The sequence below is a fragment of the Methylopila sp. Yamaguchi genome (assembly GCF_002897035.1).
Classification (GTDB): Bacteria; Pseudomonadota; Alphaproteobacteria; order Rhizobiales; family Methylopilaceae; genus Methylopila.
Genome location: NZ_BAUX01000002.1, coordinates 316,093 through 334,244 on the forward strand (window position 1 = coordinate 316,093; position 18,152 = coordinate 334,244).

At 65.5% G+C, this 18,152-nt stretch carries 14 protein-coding genes; 2 read left to right on the forward strand and 12 right to left on the reverse strand.

Annotation, left to right across the window (positions count from 1 at the left end):
* Nucleotides 1–4 precede the first annotated feature (4 nt).
* The 10 genes from rpsS to rpsL all read right to left on the reverse strand — a co-directional run bounded on the left by rpsS (nt 5) and on the right by rpsL (nt 7,439).
* Nucleotides 5–283: a 30S ribosomal protein S19 gene (gene rpsS, locus METY_RS03700; protein ID WP_020185788.1), complete on the reverse strand. Its 279-nt coding sequence runs from the start codon at nt 281–283 to the stop codon at nt 5–7.
* Between the two features lie 15 nt (nt 284–298).
* Entirely contained in the window at nt 299–1,135 is an 837-nt protein-coding gene (gene rplB / locus METY_RS03705) for a 50S ribosomal protein L2 (protein WP_020185789.1), read from the reverse strand.
* A 24-nt stretch (nt 1,136–1,159) separates the two neighbouring features.
* Nucleotides 1,160–1,453, reverse strand: a complete 294-nt coding sequence (locus METY_RS03710) for a 50S ribosomal protein L23 (RefSeq protein WP_020185790.1) — start codon at nt 1,451–1,453, stop codon at nt 1,160–1,162.
* On the reverse strand, nt 1,450–2,073 hold the full coding sequence (gene rplD / locus METY_RS03715; protein WP_103120028.1) for a 50S ribosomal protein L4: 624 nt from the start codon (nt 2,071–2,073) through the stop codon (nt 1,450–1,452). The genes METY_RS03710 and rplD overlap by 4 nt, the downstream gene beginning before the upstream one ends.
* A complete protein-coding gene (gene rplC / locus METY_RS03720) occupies nt 2,073–2,807 on the reverse strand; it encodes a 50S ribosomal protein L3 (protein ID WP_103120029.1) in 735 nt (244 codons plus the stop codon). Before rplC ends, rplD begins: the two co-directional genes overlap by 1 nt.
* Nucleotides 2,808–2,832: 25 nt before the next feature.
* The gene (gene rpsJ, locus METY_RS03725) at nt 2,833–3,141 is read right to left on the reverse strand and encodes a 30S ribosomal protein S10 (RefSeq protein ID WP_020185793.1); all 309 of its coding nucleotides are present in this window, start codon (nt 3,139–3,141) and stop codon (nt 2,833–2,835) included.
* An 82-nt stretch (nt 3,142–3,223) separates the two neighbouring features.
* Entirely contained in the window at nt 3,224–4,414 is a 1,191-nt protein-coding gene (gene tuf, locus METY_RS03730; protein ID WP_103120030.1) for an elongation factor Tu, read from the reverse strand.
* A gap of 68 nt (nt 4,415–4,482) precedes the next feature.
* Complete coding sequence (gene fusA, locus METY_RS03735; protein WP_103120031.1) at nt 4,483–6,558, reverse strand: elongation factor G; 2,076 nt, start codon at nt 6,556–6,558, stop codon at nt 4,483–4,485.
* A 27-nt stretch (nt 6,559–6,585) separates the two neighbouring features.
* Nucleotides 6,586–7,056 (reverse strand): 30S ribosomal protein S7, encoded by a 471-nt coding sequence (gene rpsG / locus METY_RS03740; protein ID WP_103120032.1) that lies wholly within the window; start codon nt 7,054–7,056, stop codon nt 6,586–6,588.
* A gap of 11 nt (nt 7,057–7,067) precedes the next feature.
* On the reverse strand, nt 7,068–7,439 hold the full coding sequence (rpsL, locus tag METY_RS03745) for a 30S ribosomal protein S12 (protein WP_020185797.1): 372 nt from the start codon (nt 7,437–7,439) through the stop codon (nt 7,068–7,070).
* A 449-nt stretch (nt 7,440–7,888) separates the two neighbouring features.
* Here rpsL and METY_RS03750 point away from each other — a divergent pair, with 449 nt between their 5' ends.
* Nucleotides 7,889–8,242 (forward strand): DUF1428 domain-containing protein, encoded by a 354-nt coding sequence (locus METY_RS03750; RefSeq protein ID WP_103120033.1) that lies wholly within the window; start codon nt 7,889–7,891, stop codon nt 8,240–8,242.
* A gap of 50 nt (nt 8,243–8,292) precedes the next feature.
* A complete protein-coding gene (locus METY_RS03755; protein WP_103120034.1) occupies nt 8,293–9,486 on the forward strand; it encodes an MFS transporter in 1,194 nt (397 codons plus the stop codon).
* Between the two features lie 104 nt (nt 9,487–9,590).
* Here METY_RS03755 and rpoC read toward each other — a convergent pair whose 3' ends face one another.
* Both rpoC and rpoB read right to left on the reverse strand, forming a co-directional pair.
* A complete protein-coding gene (rpoC, locus tag METY_RS03760) occupies nt 9,591–13,790 on the reverse strand; it encodes a DNA-directed RNA polymerase subunit beta' (protein ID WP_103120035.1) in 4,200 nt (1,399 codons plus the stop codon).
* A gap of 136 nt (nt 13,791–13,926) precedes the next feature.
* The gene (gene rpoB / locus METY_RS03765; protein WP_103120036.1) at nt 13,927–18,042 is read right to left on the reverse strand and encodes a DNA-directed RNA polymerase subunit beta; all 4,116 of its coding nucleotides are present in this window, start codon (nt 18,040–18,042) and stop codon (nt 13,927–13,929) included.
* Between the last annotated feature and the right edge of the window lie 110 nt (nt 18,043–18,152).

The window sequence follows — 18,152 nt, forward strand, 5'->3', positions numbered from 1 at the left end:
GACCTTACTTCCTCTTCGACTTCTTGTCCGCCGCGTGACCGTAGAAGGTACGGGTCGGGGCGAACTCGCCGAACTTGTGGCCGATCATCTCTTCCGAGATCGCGACCGGGATGTGCTTCTGGCCGTTGTAGACCCCAAAGGTGAGGCCCACGAACTGCGGCAGGATCGTGGAGCGACGGCTCCAGATCTTGATGACCTCGTTACGGGTCGACGACCGGGCGTTTTCCGCCTTGCGCAGCAGATAGCCGTCGACGAACGGGCCCTTCCAAACTGAACGCGCCATTTGTCCGCTCTCCGCTTACTTCTTCTTACGGGCGTGGCGGCTCGACACGATGAACTTGTCGGTCGCCTTGTTCGAACGGGTCCGCTTGCCCTTGGTCGGCTTGCCCCACGGGGTGACCGGATGACGGCCGCCCGAGGTGCGGCCTTCACCGCCGCCGTGCGGATGGTCGACCGGGTTCATGGTTACGCCGCGGTTGTGCGGCTTGCGACCGAGCCACCGCGAACGACCCGCCTTGCCCAGGCTGATGTTCGAATGATCCGGGTTCGACACCGCGCCCACGGTCGCGAAGCAGTGACCGTGCACGAGGCGCTGCTCGCCCGAGTTCAGGCGCAGCGTCACGTAGCCCTGATCGCGGCCCACGATCTGCGCGTAGGTGCCCGCCGAGCGCGCGATCTGGCCGCCACGGCCGATCTTGATCTCGACGTTGTGGACGATCGTGCCGACAGGCGCGACGCCGAGCGGCATCGCGTTGCCGGGCTTCACGTCGACCTGCGCGCCGGCCACGACCTGGTCGCCGACAGCAAGACGCTGGGGCGCGAGGATGTAGCTCAGCTCGCCGTCCTGGTAGCGGATCAGCGCGATGAACGCCGAGCGGTTCGGATCATACTCGATCCGCTCCACCGTCGCCGGCACGTCCAGCTTCCGACGCTTGAAGTCGATCAGCCGGTAGGTCCGCTTGTGGCCGCCGCCGCGGAAGCGGACGGTGATGCGGCCGTAGTTGTTGCGGCCACCGGAGGACGACAGGCCCTCGGTCAGCTGCTTCACCGGCTTGCCCTTGTACAGGGCGGACCGGTCGACGATCACGAGCTGGCGAAGGCTCGGCGTGATCGGATTGTAATGCTTGAGCGCCATCTGTTCGGCTCCCTATCCCGCGCCTCAGAGGCCGGTCGTGACGTCGATCGAGTGGCCCTCGGCGAGGGTCACGATCGCGCGCTTGACGTCGCCCTGACGGCCGAGACGGCCGCGGAAACGCTTTTCCTTGCCCTTGCGGACAAGCGTGTTGACGCTCAGGACCTTCACGTCGAACAGCTTCTCGACGGCGGCCTTGATCTGCGGCTTGGTGGCGGTGTCCGCGACGCGGAAAACCACCTTGTTCAGCTCGGACGCGATCGTCGCCTTTTCGGTGATGATCGGCGACCGGATGACGTCGTAATGGCGCACGTCGGTCATTTGAAGCGCGCCTCCAGCGCATCGATCGCAGCCTTCGTCAGCACGAGCGTGTCGCGACGAAGGATGTCGTAGACGTTGATGCCCTGGACCGGCAGCACGTCCACATACGGCACGCTGCGGGCGGCGAGCTTGACGTTGGCCTCCACCTCGGCGCCGTCGACGATGAGCGCGTTCGCGAAGCCGAGCTTCTCGATCTGCTCCTTGAACGCCTTGGTCTTGGCCTCGCCCAGCGAGAACGCGTCGACGACGACGATCTGCTGGTCCTTGGCCTTGGCCGAAAGCGCGAGCTTCAGGCCGAGGGCGCGCACCTTCTTCGGCAGGTCATGCGCATGGGAGCGCACGACCGGACCGAAGGCGCGGCCGCCGCCGCGAAACTGCGGAGCGGAAGCCTGGGCGTGACGGGCGCGGCCCGTGCCCTTCTGCTTGTACATCTTCTTGCCGGTCCGGGCGATGTCCGAACGGCCGAGGGTCTGATGCGTGCCGGCCTGGCGCTTGGCGAGCTGCCAGCGCACGACGCGGTGCAGGATGTCCGCACGCGGCTCGAGACCGAAGATCTCGTCCGAGAGCGTCACCTTCTCGCCGGCCGCGCCGTCAAGGGTGGTGATTGCGATGTCGACCATCACGCGTTCTCCGTCTCAGCCGAAGCGGTGTCGACCGGGGCCTCGGCCTTCGCCGCGCCGCGTTCGCGGAACGCGCCCGGCAGCGGAAGCCCGTCAGGCAGCTTCGTCTTCACGGCGTCGCGAACCAGGATCCAGCCGCCCTTGGCGCCGGGAACGGCGCCCTCGACCAGGATCAGGCCGCGCTCGACGTCCGTCGAAACGACCTTCAAATTCTGAGTGGTGACGCGCTCGTCGCCCATATGACCGGCCATCTTCTTGTTCTTGAAGACCTTGCCGGGATCCTGGCGGCCGCCCGTCGAACCGTGCGAACGGTGCGAGATCGACACGCCGTGGGTGGCGCGCAGACCGCCGAAGTTGTGGCGCTTCATCGCGCCGGCGAAGCCCTTGCCGATCGAGGTGCCGGTCACGTCGACCCGCTGCCCGACCAGGAAGTGGTCAGCCGTGATTTCGGCGCCGACGGGGATCACCGCGTCCGGGGTCACCCGGAACTCGACGATCTTCCGCTTCGGCTCGACTTCGGCCTTCGCGAAGTGGCCGCGCTCGGCGCGCGTCACGTTCTTCGGCTTACGAGCGCCGGCGCCAAGCTGCATGGCGACGTAGCCGTTGCCCTCGAGGGTGCGATGCGCCACGACCTGGCACTGCTCCACCTTGAGGACCGTGACCGGGACATGTTCGCCGGCATCCGTGAAGATGCGGGTCATGCCCAGCTTCTGTGCGATTACTCCGGACCGCATGAGAGTCGTCCTTCCCTTGCGCCGATCAGAGCTTGATCTCGACGTCGACGCCGGCGGCCAGGTCGAGCTTCATCAGCGCGTCCACGGTCTGCGGCGTCGGGTCGACGATGTCGAGGAGACGCTTGTGCGTCCGAATCTCGAACTGCTCGCGGCTCTTCTTGTCGACGTGCGGCGAGCGGTTCACGGTGAACTTCTCGATGCGGGTCGGCAGGGGGATCGGACCGCGAACCTGCGCGCCCGTCCGCTTGGCCGTCGACACGATTTCTCGAGTCGACGAGTCCAGGATGCGGTGGTCGAACGCCTTGAGGCGGATCCGGATGTTCTGACCGTTCATTTTACTCGGTCTCCACGAGGTAGGGCGGCGCCCTTGAAGTCAGGGCGCGCCCGCCCCGGCAGTTTCTCTGAAAGGTTTCAGATCACTCGATGATGGAAGCGACGACGCCGGCGCCGACGGTGCGGCCGCCTTCGCGGATGGCGAAGCGCAGCTTCTCCTCCATCGCGATCGGCACGATCAGGTGCACCTCCATCGCGATGTTGTCGCCCGGCATCACCATCTCGGTGCCCTCGGGGAGGTGCACCACGCCCGTCACGTCCGTCGTCCGGAAGTAGAACTGCGGACGGTAGTTCGTGAAGAACGGCGTGTGACGACCGCCCTCCTCCTTGGTGAGGATGTAAGCCTCAGCCTTGAACTTCGTGTGCGGCTTCACCGAGCCCGGCTTGCACAGCACCTGACCGCGCTCGACATCCTCGCGCTTCGTGCCGCGCAGCAGCGCGCCGATGTTGTCGCCCGCCTGGCCCTGGTCCAGAAGCTTGCGGAACATCTCGACGCCCGTCACCGTCGTCTTCACCGTCGCCTTGATGCCGACGATCTCGACTTCCTCGCCGACCTTCACGATCCCGCGCTCAACGCGGCCCGTCACCACCGTGCCGCGGCCCGAGATCGAGAACACGTCCTCGACCGGCATCAGGAACGGCTGGTCGATTGGGCGCTCCGGCTGCGGGATGTAGGCGTCGACGGCCTTCATCAGCTCGAGCACCGCGTCATGGCCGAGCTTCGGGTCGCCGCCCTGCAGCGCCACAACCGCCGAGCCCTTGATGATCGGGATGTCGTCGCCCGGGAAGTCGTACTTCGACAGAAGCTCGCGCACCTCGAGCTCGACGAGCTCCAGAAGCTCCTCGTCGTCGACCAGGTCGCACTTGTTCAGGAACACCACCAGAGCCGGAACGCCGACCTGGCGCGCGAGCAGGATGTGCTCGCGGGTCTGCGGCATCGGGCCGTCCGCCGCCGACACAACCAGGATCGCGCCGTCCATCTGCGCCGCGCCCGTGATCATGTTCTTCACGTAGTCAGCGTGACCGGGGCAGTCCACGTGCGCGTAATGCCGGTTCTGCGTCTCGTACTCGACGTGCGCCGTCGAGATCGTGATGCCGCGCGCCTTCTCCTCAGGAGCCTTGTCGATCTGGTCGTACGCCGTAAACGTCGCGCCGCCCGTCTCAGCAAGAACCTTCGTGATCGCCGCCGTCAGAGACGTCTTGCCATGGTCAACATGACCAATCGTCCCAATGTTGCAGTGCGGCTTCGTCCGCGCGAACTTTTCCTTGGCCATGGCGAAGGCTCCGTTCTTTTCTCTAAATCGTCTCTAAGGGGCTACGTCTTGAACTCGCTGCTGGAAGATCAGGCGTACTTCGCCTGAACCTCCTGCGCGACGTTGGACGGAACCTGCTCGTAGTGGTCGAATTCCATGCTGTAGTTCGCCCGGCCCTGGCTGAACGAACGCAGCGTGTTGATGTAGCCGAACATGTTGGCGAGCGGGACCATGGCGTTCACCACGTTCGCGTTGCCGCGCATGTCCTGACCCTGGATCTGGCCGCGGCGGGAGTTGAGGTCGCCGATGACCGAGCCCGTGTAGTCCTCAGGCGTGACGACCTCGACCTTCATGATCGGCTCGAGCAGGACCGCGCCGCCCTTCTGCAGGGCCTCGCGGAACGCCGCGCGGGACGCGATTTCGAAGGCGAGCGCCGACGAGTCGACCTCGTGATAGGCGCCGTCGATCAGCTCGACCTTGACGTCGACCACGGGGAAGCCCGCGACCACGCCCGAACCGAGGACCGACTCCAGGCCCTTCTGCACGCCCGGGATGTACTCCTTCGGCACCGCGCCGCCGACGATCTTCGACTCGAAGACGAAACCGCCGCCGACTTCGTTCGGCGAGATGTGGAACTTCACGCGGGCGAACTGACCCGTACCGCCGGTCTGCTTCTTGTGCGTGTAGTCGACGTCGACCGGCTTGGTCAGCGTCTCGCGGTAGGCGACCTGCGGAGCGCCGATGTTGGCGTCGACCTTGTAGGTCCGCTTCAGGATGTCGACCTTGATGTCGAGGTGGAGCTCGCCCATCCCCTTGAGGATGGTCTGGCCGGATTCCTGGTCGGTGGACACGCGGAAGGACGGATCCTCGGCCGCGAGCTTCGACAGGGCGATGCCCAGCTTCTCCTGGTCGGCCTTGGTCTTCGGCTCGATCGCGATCTCGATGACCGGCTCCGGGAACACCATCTGCTCCAGGATCACGGGCTTCAGCGGATCGCACAGCGTGTCGCCGGTGCGGACGTCCTTGAGGCCGGCCAGGGCGACGATGTCGCCGGCGTAGGCTTCCTTGATGTCTTCGCGGTTGTTCGCATGCATCAGGAGCATGCGGCCGACGCGCTCCTTCTTGTCGCGGGTCGAGTTCAGCAGGGTCGAGCCCGACTCCAGCTTGCCCGAGTAGACGCGGCAGAAGGTGATGGTGCCGACGAACGGGTCGTCCATGATCTTAAAGGCCAGAACCGAAAGCCCCTCGTCGTCGGACGGGCGCCGGACAACCGGCTCTTCGGTCTTGAAGTCGACGCCGTCCACGGCGCCGCGGTCAAGCGGCGACGGGAGGTAGTCCACGACGGCGTCGAGCAGCGGCTGGACGCCCTTGTTCTTGAAGGCCGAGCCGCAGAGCACCGGCGTGAAGGCGCGGGTGATCACAGCCTTCCGCAGCAGCGCCTTGAGCGTCGCCTCGTCGGGCTCCTCGCCTTCGAGGAACTTCTCGAGGGCGGCGTCGTCGAGCTCGACGGCCCGCTCGATCATCGTGTTGCGGTACTCGACCGCCTGGTCGAGCAACTCAGCCGGGATCTCGGCGTCGCTGTAGTTCGCGCCGAGGTTCTCGTTCTCCCACACGACCGCCTTCATGCGGACGAGGTCGATGATTCCGAGGAAGTTCGACTCCGAACCGATCGGAAGCTGGATGCACACAGGCTTGCCGGCGACGCGGCTGTCGATCTCGCTCACGCAGCGGAAGAAGTCCGCGCCGATCTTGTCCATCTTGTTGACGAACACGATCCGCGGCACTTCGTACTTGTCCGCCTGACGCCACACCGTCTCAGTCTGCGGCTCGACGCCCTGGTTGCCGTCGAGCACGCATACGGCGCCGTCAAGCACGCGGAGCGAACGCTCGACTTCGATCGTGAAGTCGACGTGGCCCGGCGTGTCGATGATGTTGAGGCGGTGGTCTTTCCAGAAGGTCGTCGTCGCGGCGGACGTGATCGTGATGCCGCGCTCCTGCTCCTGCTCCATCCAGTCCATGGTCGCGGCGCCGTCGTGGACTTCGCCGATCTTATGGGACTTGCCGGAATAGAACAGGACGCGCTCGGTCGTCGTCGTCTTGCCGGCATCGATGTGGGCCATGATGCCGAAGTTACGATAGTCTTCGATCGCGTGGGAACGGGCCATGATCTTAGTCCTTCAATCTCTGCTCGATTACCAGCGGTAGTGCGAGAAGGCGCGGTTCGCTTCCGCCATGCGGTGCGTATCCTCGCGCTTCTTCACGGCGGAGCCGCGGTTGTTCGAAGCGTCGATCAGTTCGGCCGACAGACGGTCGACCATGGTCTTCTCGTTGCGGGCGCGGGCCGAAGCCAGCAGCCAGCGAAGCGCAAGCGCCTGTCGGCGCTCCGGGCGAACCTCGACCGGGACCTGATAGGTCGCGCCGCCGACGCGGCGGGAGCGGACCTCGAGGGCCGGCGCAATGTTGTCGAGCGCCTGATGGAACACGGCGACCGGGCTCTGCTTGAGCTTGCTCTCGACGGTGTCGAAAGCGCCGTAGACGATCGTTTCAGCAGCGGACTTCTTGCCGTGCTTCATGACCGTGTTCATGAACTTCGTGACCACGACATCCCCGAACTTCGGATCGGGATGGACTTCGCGGCGTTCGGCGGAGTGACGACGGGACATATCTCAGAACCTCACTTCGGCCGCTTGGCGCCGTACTTGGACCGGCGCTGCTTGCGGTTCTTGACGCCCTGCGTGTCGAGCACGCCGCGAAGAATGTGGTAGCGCACGCCCGGAAGGTCCTTCACGCGGCCGCCGCGGATCATGACGACCGAGTGCTCCTGGAGGTTGTGACCCTCGCCAGGAATGTAGCCGATGACCTCGAAGCCATTGGTGAGACGGACCTTGGCGACCTTACGAAGCGCGGAGTTCGGCTTCTTCGGCGTGGTGGTGTAGACGCGCGTGCAGACGCCGCGCTTCTGCGGGCACGCCTGAAGCGCCGGAACCTTGTTGCGCGCCGTCGGCGCCTGCCGCGGCTTGCGGATCAACTGGCTGATGGTGGGCATCGTTGGCCTAACCGCTTCCCTTATAAACCGGCGTTCCGGCCGGCCCAGGATGAGGACCGAACAGAACGAAATGACGCCTCCCTTCGGAAAACCGAAGGGGAGCGTCGCTCCCTGCAGAGGACCAACGACGACGAAGCGCCGGGGTCATGAACCGCAACTGACCGTGTGGTCGCGACAGCGTCTAATTCCGAAGGGTCGCTGCGTAGGCCGCATGCGACAGCGTGGAATTACCGCCTGCCGAAGAGTGAGCGGCTTCTACCGCGCGAGTCGGACATAGTCAACAGCGCGACCGGACTTTCAGTCCCGCGAAGCGAAAACGGCCGGGCCAGACCTTAACGGCGCGCAAACGTCGGCGCCTGCGAGGCCCATTTCGCCCCGGATGTCGGATCCGGCGCCGCTCGCCCGTCTTTTGAACGGAGCGCTTGAAGACAGCAAGAGGAGATTCGCCCGTGAGCTATGTGGATGGATTCGTCGTCGCCGTTCCTCTGGACAAGCTCGACGCCTACAGGGAGCTCGCCGAAACGGCGGCGGCCGTCTGGATGGAGCACGGGGCTCTATCCTTCGTGGAATGCGTCGCCGACGACGTGCCTTTCGGGGAGTTGACCTCCTTCCCTCGGGCCGTCCAGCAAAAGGAGGACGAGACAGTGGTCTTCTCCTGGATCGAGTATCCGTCCCGCGAGGCGCGCGACGCGACGATGACGAAGGTCATGGCGGATCCGCGGCTAGAGGCCTCGATGAAAGACGCCCCGTTCGACGGCAAGCGCATGATCTTCGGCGGGTTCAAGATCTTCGTCAGGCGTTGAGGCTAAGGTACGGGGCGGGCCCCGTCGCCCGCCCCTCCCGAGGATCCGTCTTGCCGCCGCTCAGTTCCTCCCGACGCGCCGTAGCCTTCGTCAACGTCGCCCACGCGCTCGATCATTATGTCCTGCTGATCTATCCGACCGCCGTGATCGCCATGGCGGCCGATCTCGGCCGCGACTATGGACCGATGATCGCGCTCTCCACCGGAGCCTTCGTCGCGTTCGGCCTGTTCGCTCTGCCGATGGGCTGGCTCGCGGAGCGGGTGGGACGCCGGAACCTGCTCGCGGCGTTCTTCCTCGGCTGCGCAGCCTCCCTCGCCGGGCTCAGCGCGAGTTCGACGCCGACCTCGATCGCCGCATGGCTGTTCGCGCTTGGCGTCTTCACGGCGATCTACCATCCGGTCGGCGCTTCGCTCCTGGTCAGCCACGCATCGTCGCTCGGGCGGGCGCTCGGCTGGAACGGCGTGTTCGGAAATCTGGGGTCCGCTTTCGCCTCAGGCGGCACCGCGATGCTGGCGAGCACGCTTGGCTGGCGGGCCGCGTTTCTCGCGCCGGCGGCGCTCTGCCTGGCGGTCGGCCTCGCCTATCTCACGTTCGCGCCGAAGGACGGGGAAGCCCGGGGCGGCGCGCCGAGGGCGGCCCCAGCCTCGAACGGCGGAATGAGGGTCCCCGCCCTGCTCGCGCTATTCGCCGTCGCGCTGATCGCCGGCGGCATGACCTTTAACATCACCAGCATCGCGCTGCCGAAAGCGATCGATGAGCGGCTGGGCCTCGACGTGCCGCTCGCCGTCACCGGCGCGCTTGCGACCGGCGTCTTTCTCTTCGGCGCGGTGACTCAGCTGATCGTCGGGAGGCTCGTCGACCGCGTTCCGCTCCCCACGATCTTCGTCGGCCTTTCCGTTCTGCAACCCGCCGGCCTCTTGCTCGCCGCGACGACGGGGGGCGCGCCGATGCTGATCGGCCTGGCGCTGGCGATCGCGGCGATTTACGGCCAGGTCGTGGTGAACGACGCCATGGTCGCGCGCTACACGCCGCCGCATCTTCGCACCAAGGCCTACAGCGTTCGCTACTTTCTCGGCTTCACCGCGAGCGGGTTCGCCGCCCCCCTGATCGCGGTCGCTCACGCCGCCGGCGGGTTCGGCATGGTGTTCACGCTAGCCGCCGCGTTCGGCGCCGTCATCTTCGGAGCCGCGGTCTTCTTCTTCGTCGCCTCCAAGCCGGCTGCGGCCCAGGCGCCCTCCGGCTGACCGATAAGGCGCCTCGCTCGCCGCCCCGCCTCCCGCAAAGAAAAAGGGCCGCCGGTCAACCCGGCGGCCCTTTCAGTCTCCTAGAAGGGGCGCTGCCCCTCCCCTTACTCCGCGGCGTCAGAGGCCGGAAGCAGGCCGGCGTTCGCCGGCGCCACGCCCGACTCCTGCGCCTTTTGGGCGAGGATCAGTTCGTCGCGGTGGGTCGCGATCTCGCGAACCTTGCTCATGACCGAGCCGGTGCCCGCCGGGATCAGGCGGCCGACGATCACGTTCTCCTTCAGCCCTTCCAGGTCGTCCACCTTACCGTTGACCGCCGCCTCGGTGAGGACGCGGGTCGTCTCCTGGAAAGAGGCGGCCGAGATGAACGAACGCGTCTGCAGGCTGGCCTTGGTGATGCCGAGCAGCACAGGGTGGCCGACCGCAGGCTTCTTGCCCTCGGCGATCGTCTTGGCGTTGATCTCGTCGAACTCCATCCGATCGACCTGCTCATTGGTGAGCAGCTCGGTGTCGCCGGCGTCGGAGACCTCGACCTTCTGCAGCATCTGGCGAACGATCACCTCGATGTGCTTGTCGTTGATCTGCACGCCCTGGAGCCGGTAGACCTCCTGGATCTCGTTGACGAGGTAAGCCGCAAGCTCCTCCACGCCCTTGATCGCCAGAATGTCGTGCGGCGCAGGGTTGCCGTCGACGATGTAGTCGCCCTTCTCCACGACGTCGCCGTCCTGCAGATGGACGTGCTTGCCCTTCGGGATCAGGTACTCGACCGGCTCGTCGCCGTCGCTCGGCACCAGCGTCAGACGACGCTTGTTCTTGTAGTCCTTGCCGAACTGCACCGTGCCGGAGATCTCGGCGATGACCGCCGCGTCCTTCGGACGACGCGCCTCGAACAGCTCCGCCACCCGCGGCAGACCGCCGGTGATGTCGCGCGTCTTGGCGCTCTCCAACGGGATACGCGCAAGCACGTCGCCCGCCTGGACCTCGGAGCCGGGCGACACCGAGAGGATGGCGTCGGCCGCGAGCAGGTAGCGGGCCTCACCGCCCTTTGCGGGCTTCGCGATCTTGCCGTCGGGACCGTTGATCACGATCGCCGGCTTCAGGTCCGCGTTGCGCGTGGACGTCCGCCAGTCGGTGACCACGCGCTTGGTGATGCCCGTCGCTTCGTCCGAGCTCTCCTTCAACGAAGCGCCCTCGACCAGGTCCTCGAACCCGACCTTGCCGTCAACCTCGGTGAGGATCGGGCGGGTGTACGGATCCCACTCCGCGATGCGCTGGCCGCGCTTGATCTTGTCGCCGTCGTCGACCCGAAGCTTCGAGCCGTAAAGGAGCCGGTGGGTCGACCGCTCCGTCACGCCGTCGGCGTCGAGGATGATGACGGCCACGTTGCGGCCCATGACGATCAGGTCGCCGTCCGAATTCCGGGCGACGTTGCGGTTGCGAAGCTTGATCGTGCCCTCGAACGTGCTTTCGAGGAAGGACGAGTCCGCAAGCTGCGCCGTGCCGCCGATGTGGAACGTGCGCATCGTGAGCTGCGTGCCCGGCTCGCCGATCGACTGCGCCGCGATGACGCCGACGGCCTCGCCATGGTTGACCGGAGTTCCGCGCGCCAGATCGCGGCCGTAGCAGGCCACGCAGACGCCGATCTTGGTCTCGCAGGTCAGCACCGAACGGATGCGGACTTCCTGCACGCCGGCGGCCTGCACGAGGTCCACGTCCTTCTCGGTCACCAGCGTGTTCTTCGGAACGACCACTTCGCCCGTCGCCGGGTGGAAGACGTCCTCCGCGACGGTGCGGCCGAGAATGCGCATGCCGAGCGTGGCCACGATCTGGCCCGCGTCGATGACGGCGCGAACGCGGATGCCCGCCTCGGTGCCGCAATCGTCCTCGGTAATGATGCAGTCCTGCGCCACGTCCACGAGCCGGCGGGTCAGATAGCCCGAGTTCGCGGTCTTCAGCGCCGTGTCCGCGAGGCCCTTACGAGCGCCGTGGGTGGAGTTGAAGTACTCGAGAACCGAGAGACCTTCCTTGAAGTTCGAGATGATCGGGCTCTCGATGATTTCGCCGGAGGGCTTGGCCATCAGGCCGCGCATGCCGGCGAGCTGCTTCATCTGCGCCGGCGAACCGCGGGCGCCCGAGTGGCTCATCATGTAGATCGAATTGATCTGCTTGGTGCGCCCGGTCTCCTTGTCCACCTGGACCGCGGAGATCCGCGCCATCATCTCGTCGGCGATCTTGTCCGTGCACTTCGCCCAGGCGTCGACGACCTTGTTGTACTTCTCGCCCTGGGTGATCAGACCGTCCTGATACTGCTGCTCGTATTCCTTCGCCAGCGTCCGGGTGTCGTCGACGATCTTCGTCTTCGTCTCCGGCACGACCATGTCGTCCTTGCCGAACGAGATGCCGGCGCGGAACGCGTTAGTGAAGCCGAGCGTCATGATCCGGTCGCAGAAAATGACCGTGTCCTTCTGACCGCAATTTCGGTAGACGGTGTCGATCATGTTCGAGATTTCCTTCTTCGTCATCAGCTTGTTGACGACGTCGAAGGTCAGCTTCGGGGTCTTCGGCAGCAGCTGGCCGAGCATCATGCGGCCAGGCGTGGTCTCGTAGATCTTGGAGGTCTTGTTGCCGTCGGCGTCGACGCCGACGTGGCGACCCTTGATCTTGGTGTGAAGCGTCACCGCCTTGGTGAACAGCGCCTGCTCAAGCTCGCCCATGTTGGCGAAGGCCATGCCCTCGCCGGGCTCGTTGTCGCGCATCAGCGTCAGGTAGTAGAGGCCGAGCACGATGTCCTGGCTCGGCACGATGATCGGCTGGCCGTTCGCAGGATGCAGGATGTTGTTCGTCGACATCATGAGGACGCGCGCCTCCAGCTGGGCCTCGAGGCTCAGCGGAACGTGCACGGCCATCTGGTCGCCGTCGAAGTCGGCGTTGAACGCCGCGCAGACCAGCGGGTGAAGCTGGATCGCCTTGCCCTCGATCAGCACCGGCTCGAAGGCCTGGATGCCGAGGCGGTGGAGCGTCGGCGCGCGGTTCAGCATCACCGGGTGTTCGCGGATCACCTCGTCAAGGATGTCCCAAACCTCGGGCTTCTCCTTCTCGACGAGCTTCTTCGCCTGCTTCACGGTCGCCGACAGGCCCTTAGCGTCAAGCCGCGAGTAGATGAACGGCTTGAACAGCTCGAGCGCCATCTTCTTCGGCAGGCCGCACTGGTGCAGCTTGAGCTCCGGGCCGACCACGATGACCGAGCGGCCGGAATAGTCGACGCGCTTGCCGAGCAGGTTCTGGCGGAAGCGGCCCTGCTTGCCCTTCAGCATGTCGGACAGCGACTTCAGCGGGCGCTTGTTGACGCCCGTGATGACGCGGCCGCGGCGGCCGTTGTCGAACAGAGCGTCGACGGCCTCCTGCAGCATCCGCTTCTCGTTGCGGATGATGATGTCCGGCGCGCGCAGCTCGATCAGACGCTTCAGACGGTTGTTGCGGTTGATGACGCGACGATAGAGATCGTTCAGGTCCGACGTCGCGAAGCGGCCGCCGTCGAGCGGGACGAGCGGACGCAAATCCGGCGGGATCACCGGGACGATCGTCATGATCATCCAGTCCGGCTTGTTGCCCGACTCGATGAAGGCCTCGACGATCTTCAGGCGCTTGGCGAGCTTCTTCGGCTTGAGCTCGGTCGTGGCTTCCGCGATCTCGACGCGGATGTCGGCCGCCATCTTCTCGAGGTCGAGCGTGCGCAGCATCGACTGGATCGCCTCCGCGCCGATCTGCGCGGTGAAGGCGTCCTCGCCGTACTCGTCCTGAGCGCGGATGTACTCGTCTTCGGTGAGGAGCTGGCGGTCCTTGAGCGGCGTCAGGCCGGTCTCAAGCACCACGTACTTCTCGAAGTACAGGATCGCCTCAAGATCCTTGAGTGTCATGTCCATCAGGAGGCCGATGCGCGAGGGCAGCGACTTCAGGAACCAGATGTGGGCGACCGGCGCGGCCAGCTCGATGTGGCCCATGCGCTCGCGGCGCACGCGCGAGAGGGTGACCTCCACGCCGCACTTCTCGCAGATGACGCCCTTGTACTTCATGCGCTTGTACTTTCCGCACAAGCACTCGTAGTCCTTGATCGGACCGAAGATCCGGGCGCAGAACAGGCCGTCGCGCTCCGGCTTGAAGGTCCGGTAGTTGATCGTTTCAGGCTTCTTGATCTCGCCGAACGACCACGAGAGGATCTTCTCGGGGCTCGCGATCGAGATCCGGATCTGGTCAAACGTCTGGGCCGGAACCTGCGTGTTGAAGAGATTCATCACTTCCTGGTTCATCGCCGTCTCCTTCCGCGTGACCCTGAGGCGCCGCCGCTCAACGCCGGCAAGGTCCGCTTAAAAATCCCAATGCAGCCCAGCGGGCGGCCCCTCAGGTCCGTCCGCCGCACGATCGCTCCCCCGGAAGGAGCGACCGTCACTCCGCCGCGTCGGCGGGAGGAAGCTCGCCTGCGACGCGCTTCGACGTGTGCAGATCGACGTTCAGGCCAAGCGACCGCATTTCCTTCACGAGCACGTTGAAGCTCTCCGGAATGCCGGCCTCGAAGGCGTCGTCGCCGCGGACGATGGACTCGTAGACCTTGGTGCGGCCTGCGACGTCGTCCGACTTCACCGTCAGCATCTCCTGCAGCGTGTAGGCGGCGCCGTAAGCCTCGAGCGCCCAGACCTCCATCTCGCCGAAGCGCTGTCCGCCGAACTGCGCCTTGCCGCCCAGGGGCTGCTGGGTGACGAGCGAGTACGGTCCGATCGAACGGGCGTGGATCTTGTCGTCCACGAGATGGTGAAGCTTGAGCATATATATGTAGCCCACCGTCACCTGTCGATCGAACGTCTCGCCGGTCCGCCCGTCGAAGAGCGTCACCTGCCCCGACGTCGCCACGCCTGCGAGCTCGAGCATCCGCTCGATGTCCGCTTCCTTGGCGCCGTCGAACACCGGCGTGGCGATCGGAACGCCGCGACGAAGGTTCTCCGACATCTCGACGAGCTCCTTGTCGTCGAGCTCCTTCACCTTCGGGTCGTCGCCATAGACGGTGTCGAGCGTCGACTTGAGGCCGCCGATGTCGGCGCCAGCGCGGTAAGCGTCGATCGCCTCGCCGATCTTCCGACCAAGCCCCGCGCAAGCCCACCCGAGATGGGTCTCGAGGATCTGCCCGACGTTCATCCGGCTCGGCACGCCCAGCGGATTCAGCACGATGTCGGCGTGAGTCCCGTCCGCGAGGAACGGCATGTCCTCAACCGGCACGATCCGCGACACGACGCCCTTGTTGCCGTGCCGGCCGGCCATCTTGTCGCCCGGCTGGATCTTGCGCTTCACCGCGATGAAGACCTTGACCATCTTCATCACGCCGGGGGGCATCTCGTCTCCGCGCTGCAGCTTCTCGACCTTGTCGAGGAACCGCTGCTCGAGCCGCTTCTTCTGCTCGTCGTACTGGGCGCGCATGGCTTCCAGCTCGGACATCATCTTGTCGTCCGAGACGGCGATCTGCCACCACTGGGAGCGCGGGGCCTCGCTGAGGCTCTCGCGGGTCAGCTCGGCGTCCTTCCTGATCGTCTTCGGACCCGAAATGACGGTCTTGCCGACCAGCATCTCGCCCAGGCGGGCGTAGGTGTTGCGGTCGAGGATCGCGAGCTCGTCGTCGCGGTCCTTCGCGAGCCGCTCGATCTCCTCGCGCTCGATCGCCTGGGCGCGCTCGTCCTTGTCGACGCCGTGCCGGTTGAACACGCGCACCTCGACGATCGTGCCCGTCACGCCGGGCGGAACCCGGAGCGAGGTGTCGCGCACGTCCGACGCCTTCTCGCCGAAGATGGCGCGGAGCAGCTTCTCCTCCGGCGTCATCGGGCTCTCGCCCTTCGGCGTGATCTTGCCGACGAGGATGTCGCCCGCCTGCACTTCCGCGCCGATGTACGTGATGCCAGCTTCGTCGAGGTTCTTCAGCGCTTCTTCCGAAACGTTCGGAATGTCGCGCGTGATCTCCTCCGGCCCGAGCTTCGTGTCGCGGGCCATCACCTCGAACTCCTCGATGTGGATCGAGGTGAAGACGTCGTCGGAGACGATCTTCTCGCTGAGGAGGATGGAGTCCTCGAAGTTGTAGCCGTTCCACGGCATGAACGCGACGAGCACGTTCCGACCGAGCGCCAGCTCGCCGAGCTCGGTCGACGGACCGTCGGCGATGATCTCGCCCTTCTTGACGATGTCGCCGACGCGCACCAGCGGCTTCTGCGTGATGCAGGTCGACTGGTTGGAGCGCTGGAACTTCATCAGGCGGTAGATGTCGACGCCCGGCTTCGAGGCGTCGCTCTCCTCCGTCGCGCGGATGACGATACGGGTCGCGTCGACCTGGTCGATGATGCCCGAACGGCGGGCGGCGATCGCGGCGCCGGAGTCACGGGCGACCACGGCCTCCATGCCAGTGCCGACGAACGGGGCGTCCGCCTTCACGAGCGGGACGGCCTGCCGCTGCATGTTCGAGCCCATGAGAGCGCGGTTCGCGTCGTCGTTCTCGAGGAACGGGATGAGCGCGGCCGCGACCGAGACGAGCTGCTTCGGCGACACGTCCATGTAGTCGACGCGGTCGATCGAAACGAACACCACTTCGCCCATGTGGCGGCAGACCACGAGGTCGTCGGTGAACTTGCCCGAGGCGTCGAGCACGGCGTTCGCCTGCGCCACGTGATGCTTCGACTCCTCGACCGCCGAGAGGTAGTGCACCTCGTCGGTGACCGCGCCGTCGCGCACCTTGCGATACGGGGCTTCGATGAAGCCGTACTTGTTCACGCGCGCAAAAGTGGCGAGCGAGTTGATCAGGCCGATGTTCGGGCCTTCCGGCGTCTCAATCGGGCAGATGCGGCCGTAATGGGTCGGATGAACGTCGCGGACTTCGAAGCCCGCGCGCTCTCGCGTCAGACCGCCGGGCCCGAGCGCCGAGAGACGCCGCTTGTGCGTGATCTCGGAGAGCGGGTTGGTCTGGTCCATAAACTGCGACAGCTGCGACGAGCCGAAGAACTCGCGCACGGCGGCGGCCGCGGGCTTCGCGTTGATCAGGTCCTGCGGCATGACGGTGTCGATCTCGACCGACGACATGCGCTCCTTGATGGCGCGCTCCATGCGGAGCAAGCCGACGCGATACTGGTTCTCCATCAGCTCGCCGACCGAGCGCACCCGGCGGTTGCCGAGGTGGTCGATGTCGTCGATCTCGCCCTTGCCGTCGCGCAGATCCACCAGCGTCTTGATGACCGCGAGGATGTCCGCCTTGCGGAGCGTCCGCACCGTGTCCTCGGCGTCGAGGTCAAGACGCATGTTCATCTTCACGCGGCCGACGGCCGAGAGGTCATAGCGCTCGGGGTCGAAGAACAGCGACTGGAACATGTTCTCGGCGGTGTCGAGCGTCGGCGGCTCGCCCGGACGCATGACGCGATAGATGTCGAACAGGGCCTCCTCGCGGGAGCTGTTCTTGTCCACCATCAGCGTGTTGCGGATGTAGCCGCCCGTGTTGACGTGGTCGATGTCGAGCAGGTCAAGCTCGTCGATCCCCGCGTCCTGCAGCGTCTCGAGCAGCTTGGCGGTGATCTCCTCGCCGGCTTCCGCCCAGATCTCGCCCGTCTCGACGTTGACGATGTCCTCGGCGATGTACTGGCCTACGAGCTCCTCGTTGGCGATCCGGAGGTCCTTCACGCCCTTTTCGGCGATCAGACGGGCCTGACGGACGGTGAGCTTCTTGCCCGCCTCGAGCGCGACCTCGCCCGTGTCGGCGTCGATCAGGTCGACCGTGACGTTCATGCCCTTCATGCGCGCGCCGTCGAACGGCGTGCGCCAGGCCTCGCCGTCACGGACGTACCGCACCTTGTTGTAGAAGGTGTCGAGGATCTCCTCGCCGTCCATGCCGAGGGCGAACATCAGCGACGTCACCGGAATCTTCCGGCGACGGTCGATGCGCGCGTGCACGATGTCCTTGGCGTCGAACTCGATGTCGAGCCAGGAGCCGCGGTAGGGGATGATGCGGGCCGCGAACAGCAGCTTGCCCGACGAGTGCGTCTTGCCCTTGTCGTGGTCGAAGAACACGCCCGGCGAGCGATGCATCTGCGAGACGATGACGCGCTCGGTGCCGTTGACGATGAAGGTGCCGTTGTCCGTCATCAGGGGCATGTCGCCCATGTAGACGTCCTGCTCCTTGATGTCCTTGACGGACTTCGCGCCGGTCTCCTCGTCCACGTCGAACACGATGAGGCGCAGCGTCACCTTAAGCGGGGCGGCGAAGGTCATCCCGCGCTGGCGGCACTCGTCGACGTCGTACTTCGGCTGCTCGAACTCGTACTTCACGAACTCCAGCATCGAGCTGTTCGAAAAGTCCGAGATCGGAAACACCGACTTGAACACGGTCTGAAGACCTTCATCCGGCCGTGCGCTCTGACCAAACAGAAGGAACTGGTCGTAAGACGCCTTCTGGATTTCGATCAGATTCGGCATCGCCGCGACTTCGCGGATCTTGCCGAAGAACTTGCGGACACGCTTGCGGCCGGTGATCGTATGAGCCATCGTCTTCCTCATCCATGCCGGAGGGGCACGCCTGATCCAAAGACCGCCGAAACCGTAAGGCGGTCCTTGGGTCAGGCGTGGCGGAGCCGGACGGTCCCGGATCTCCGCTT

Excerpts from the sequence above, each read along its gene's own strand:
- rpsS (WP_020185788.1), bottom strand. The coding sequence starts at position 283 with ATGGCGCGTTCAGTTTGGAAGGGCCCGTTCGTCGACGGCTATCTGCTG.
- rplB (WP_020185789.1), bottom strand. The coding sequence starts at position 1,135 with ATGGCGCTCAAGCATTACAATCCGATCACGCCGAGCCTTCGCCAGCTC.
- METY_RS03710 (WP_020185790.1), bottom strand. The coding sequence starts at position 1,453 with ATGACCGACGTGCGCCATTACGACGTCATCCGGTCGCCGATCATCACC.
- rplD (WP_103120028.1), bottom strand. The coding sequence starts at position 2,073 with ATGGTCGACATCGCAATCACCACCCTTGACGGCGCGGCCGGCGAGAAG.
- rplC (WP_103120029.1), bottom strand. The coding sequence starts at position 2,807 with ATGCGGTCCGGAGTAATCGCACAGAAGCTGGGCATGACCCGCATCTTC.
- rpsJ (WP_020185793.1), bottom strand. The coding sequence starts at position 3,141 with ATGAACGGTCAGAACATCCGGATCCGCCTCAAGGCGTTCGACCACCGC.
- tuf (WP_103120030.1), bottom strand. The coding sequence starts at position 4,414 with ATGGCCAAGGAAAAGTTCGCGCGGACGAAGCCGCACTGCAACATTGGG.
- fusA (WP_103120031.1), bottom strand. The coding sequence starts at position 6,558 with ATGGCCCGTTCCCACGCGATCGAAGACTATCGTAACTTCGGCATCATG.
- rpsG (WP_103120032.1), bottom strand. The coding sequence starts at position 7,056 with ATGTCCCGTCGTCACTCCGCCGAACGCCGCGAAGTCCATCCCGATCCG.
- rpsL (WP_020185797.1), bottom strand. The coding sequence starts at position 7,439 with ATGCCCACCATCAGCCAGTTGATCCGCAAGCCGCGGCAGGCGCCGACG.
- rpoC (WP_103120035.1), bottom strand. The coding sequence starts at position 13,790 with ATGAACCAGGAAGTGATGAATCTCTTCAACACGCAGGTTCCGGCCCAG.
- rpoB (WP_103120036.1), bottom strand. The coding sequence starts at position 18,042 with ATGGCTCATACGATCACCGGCCGCAAGCGTGTCCGCAAGTTCTTCGGC.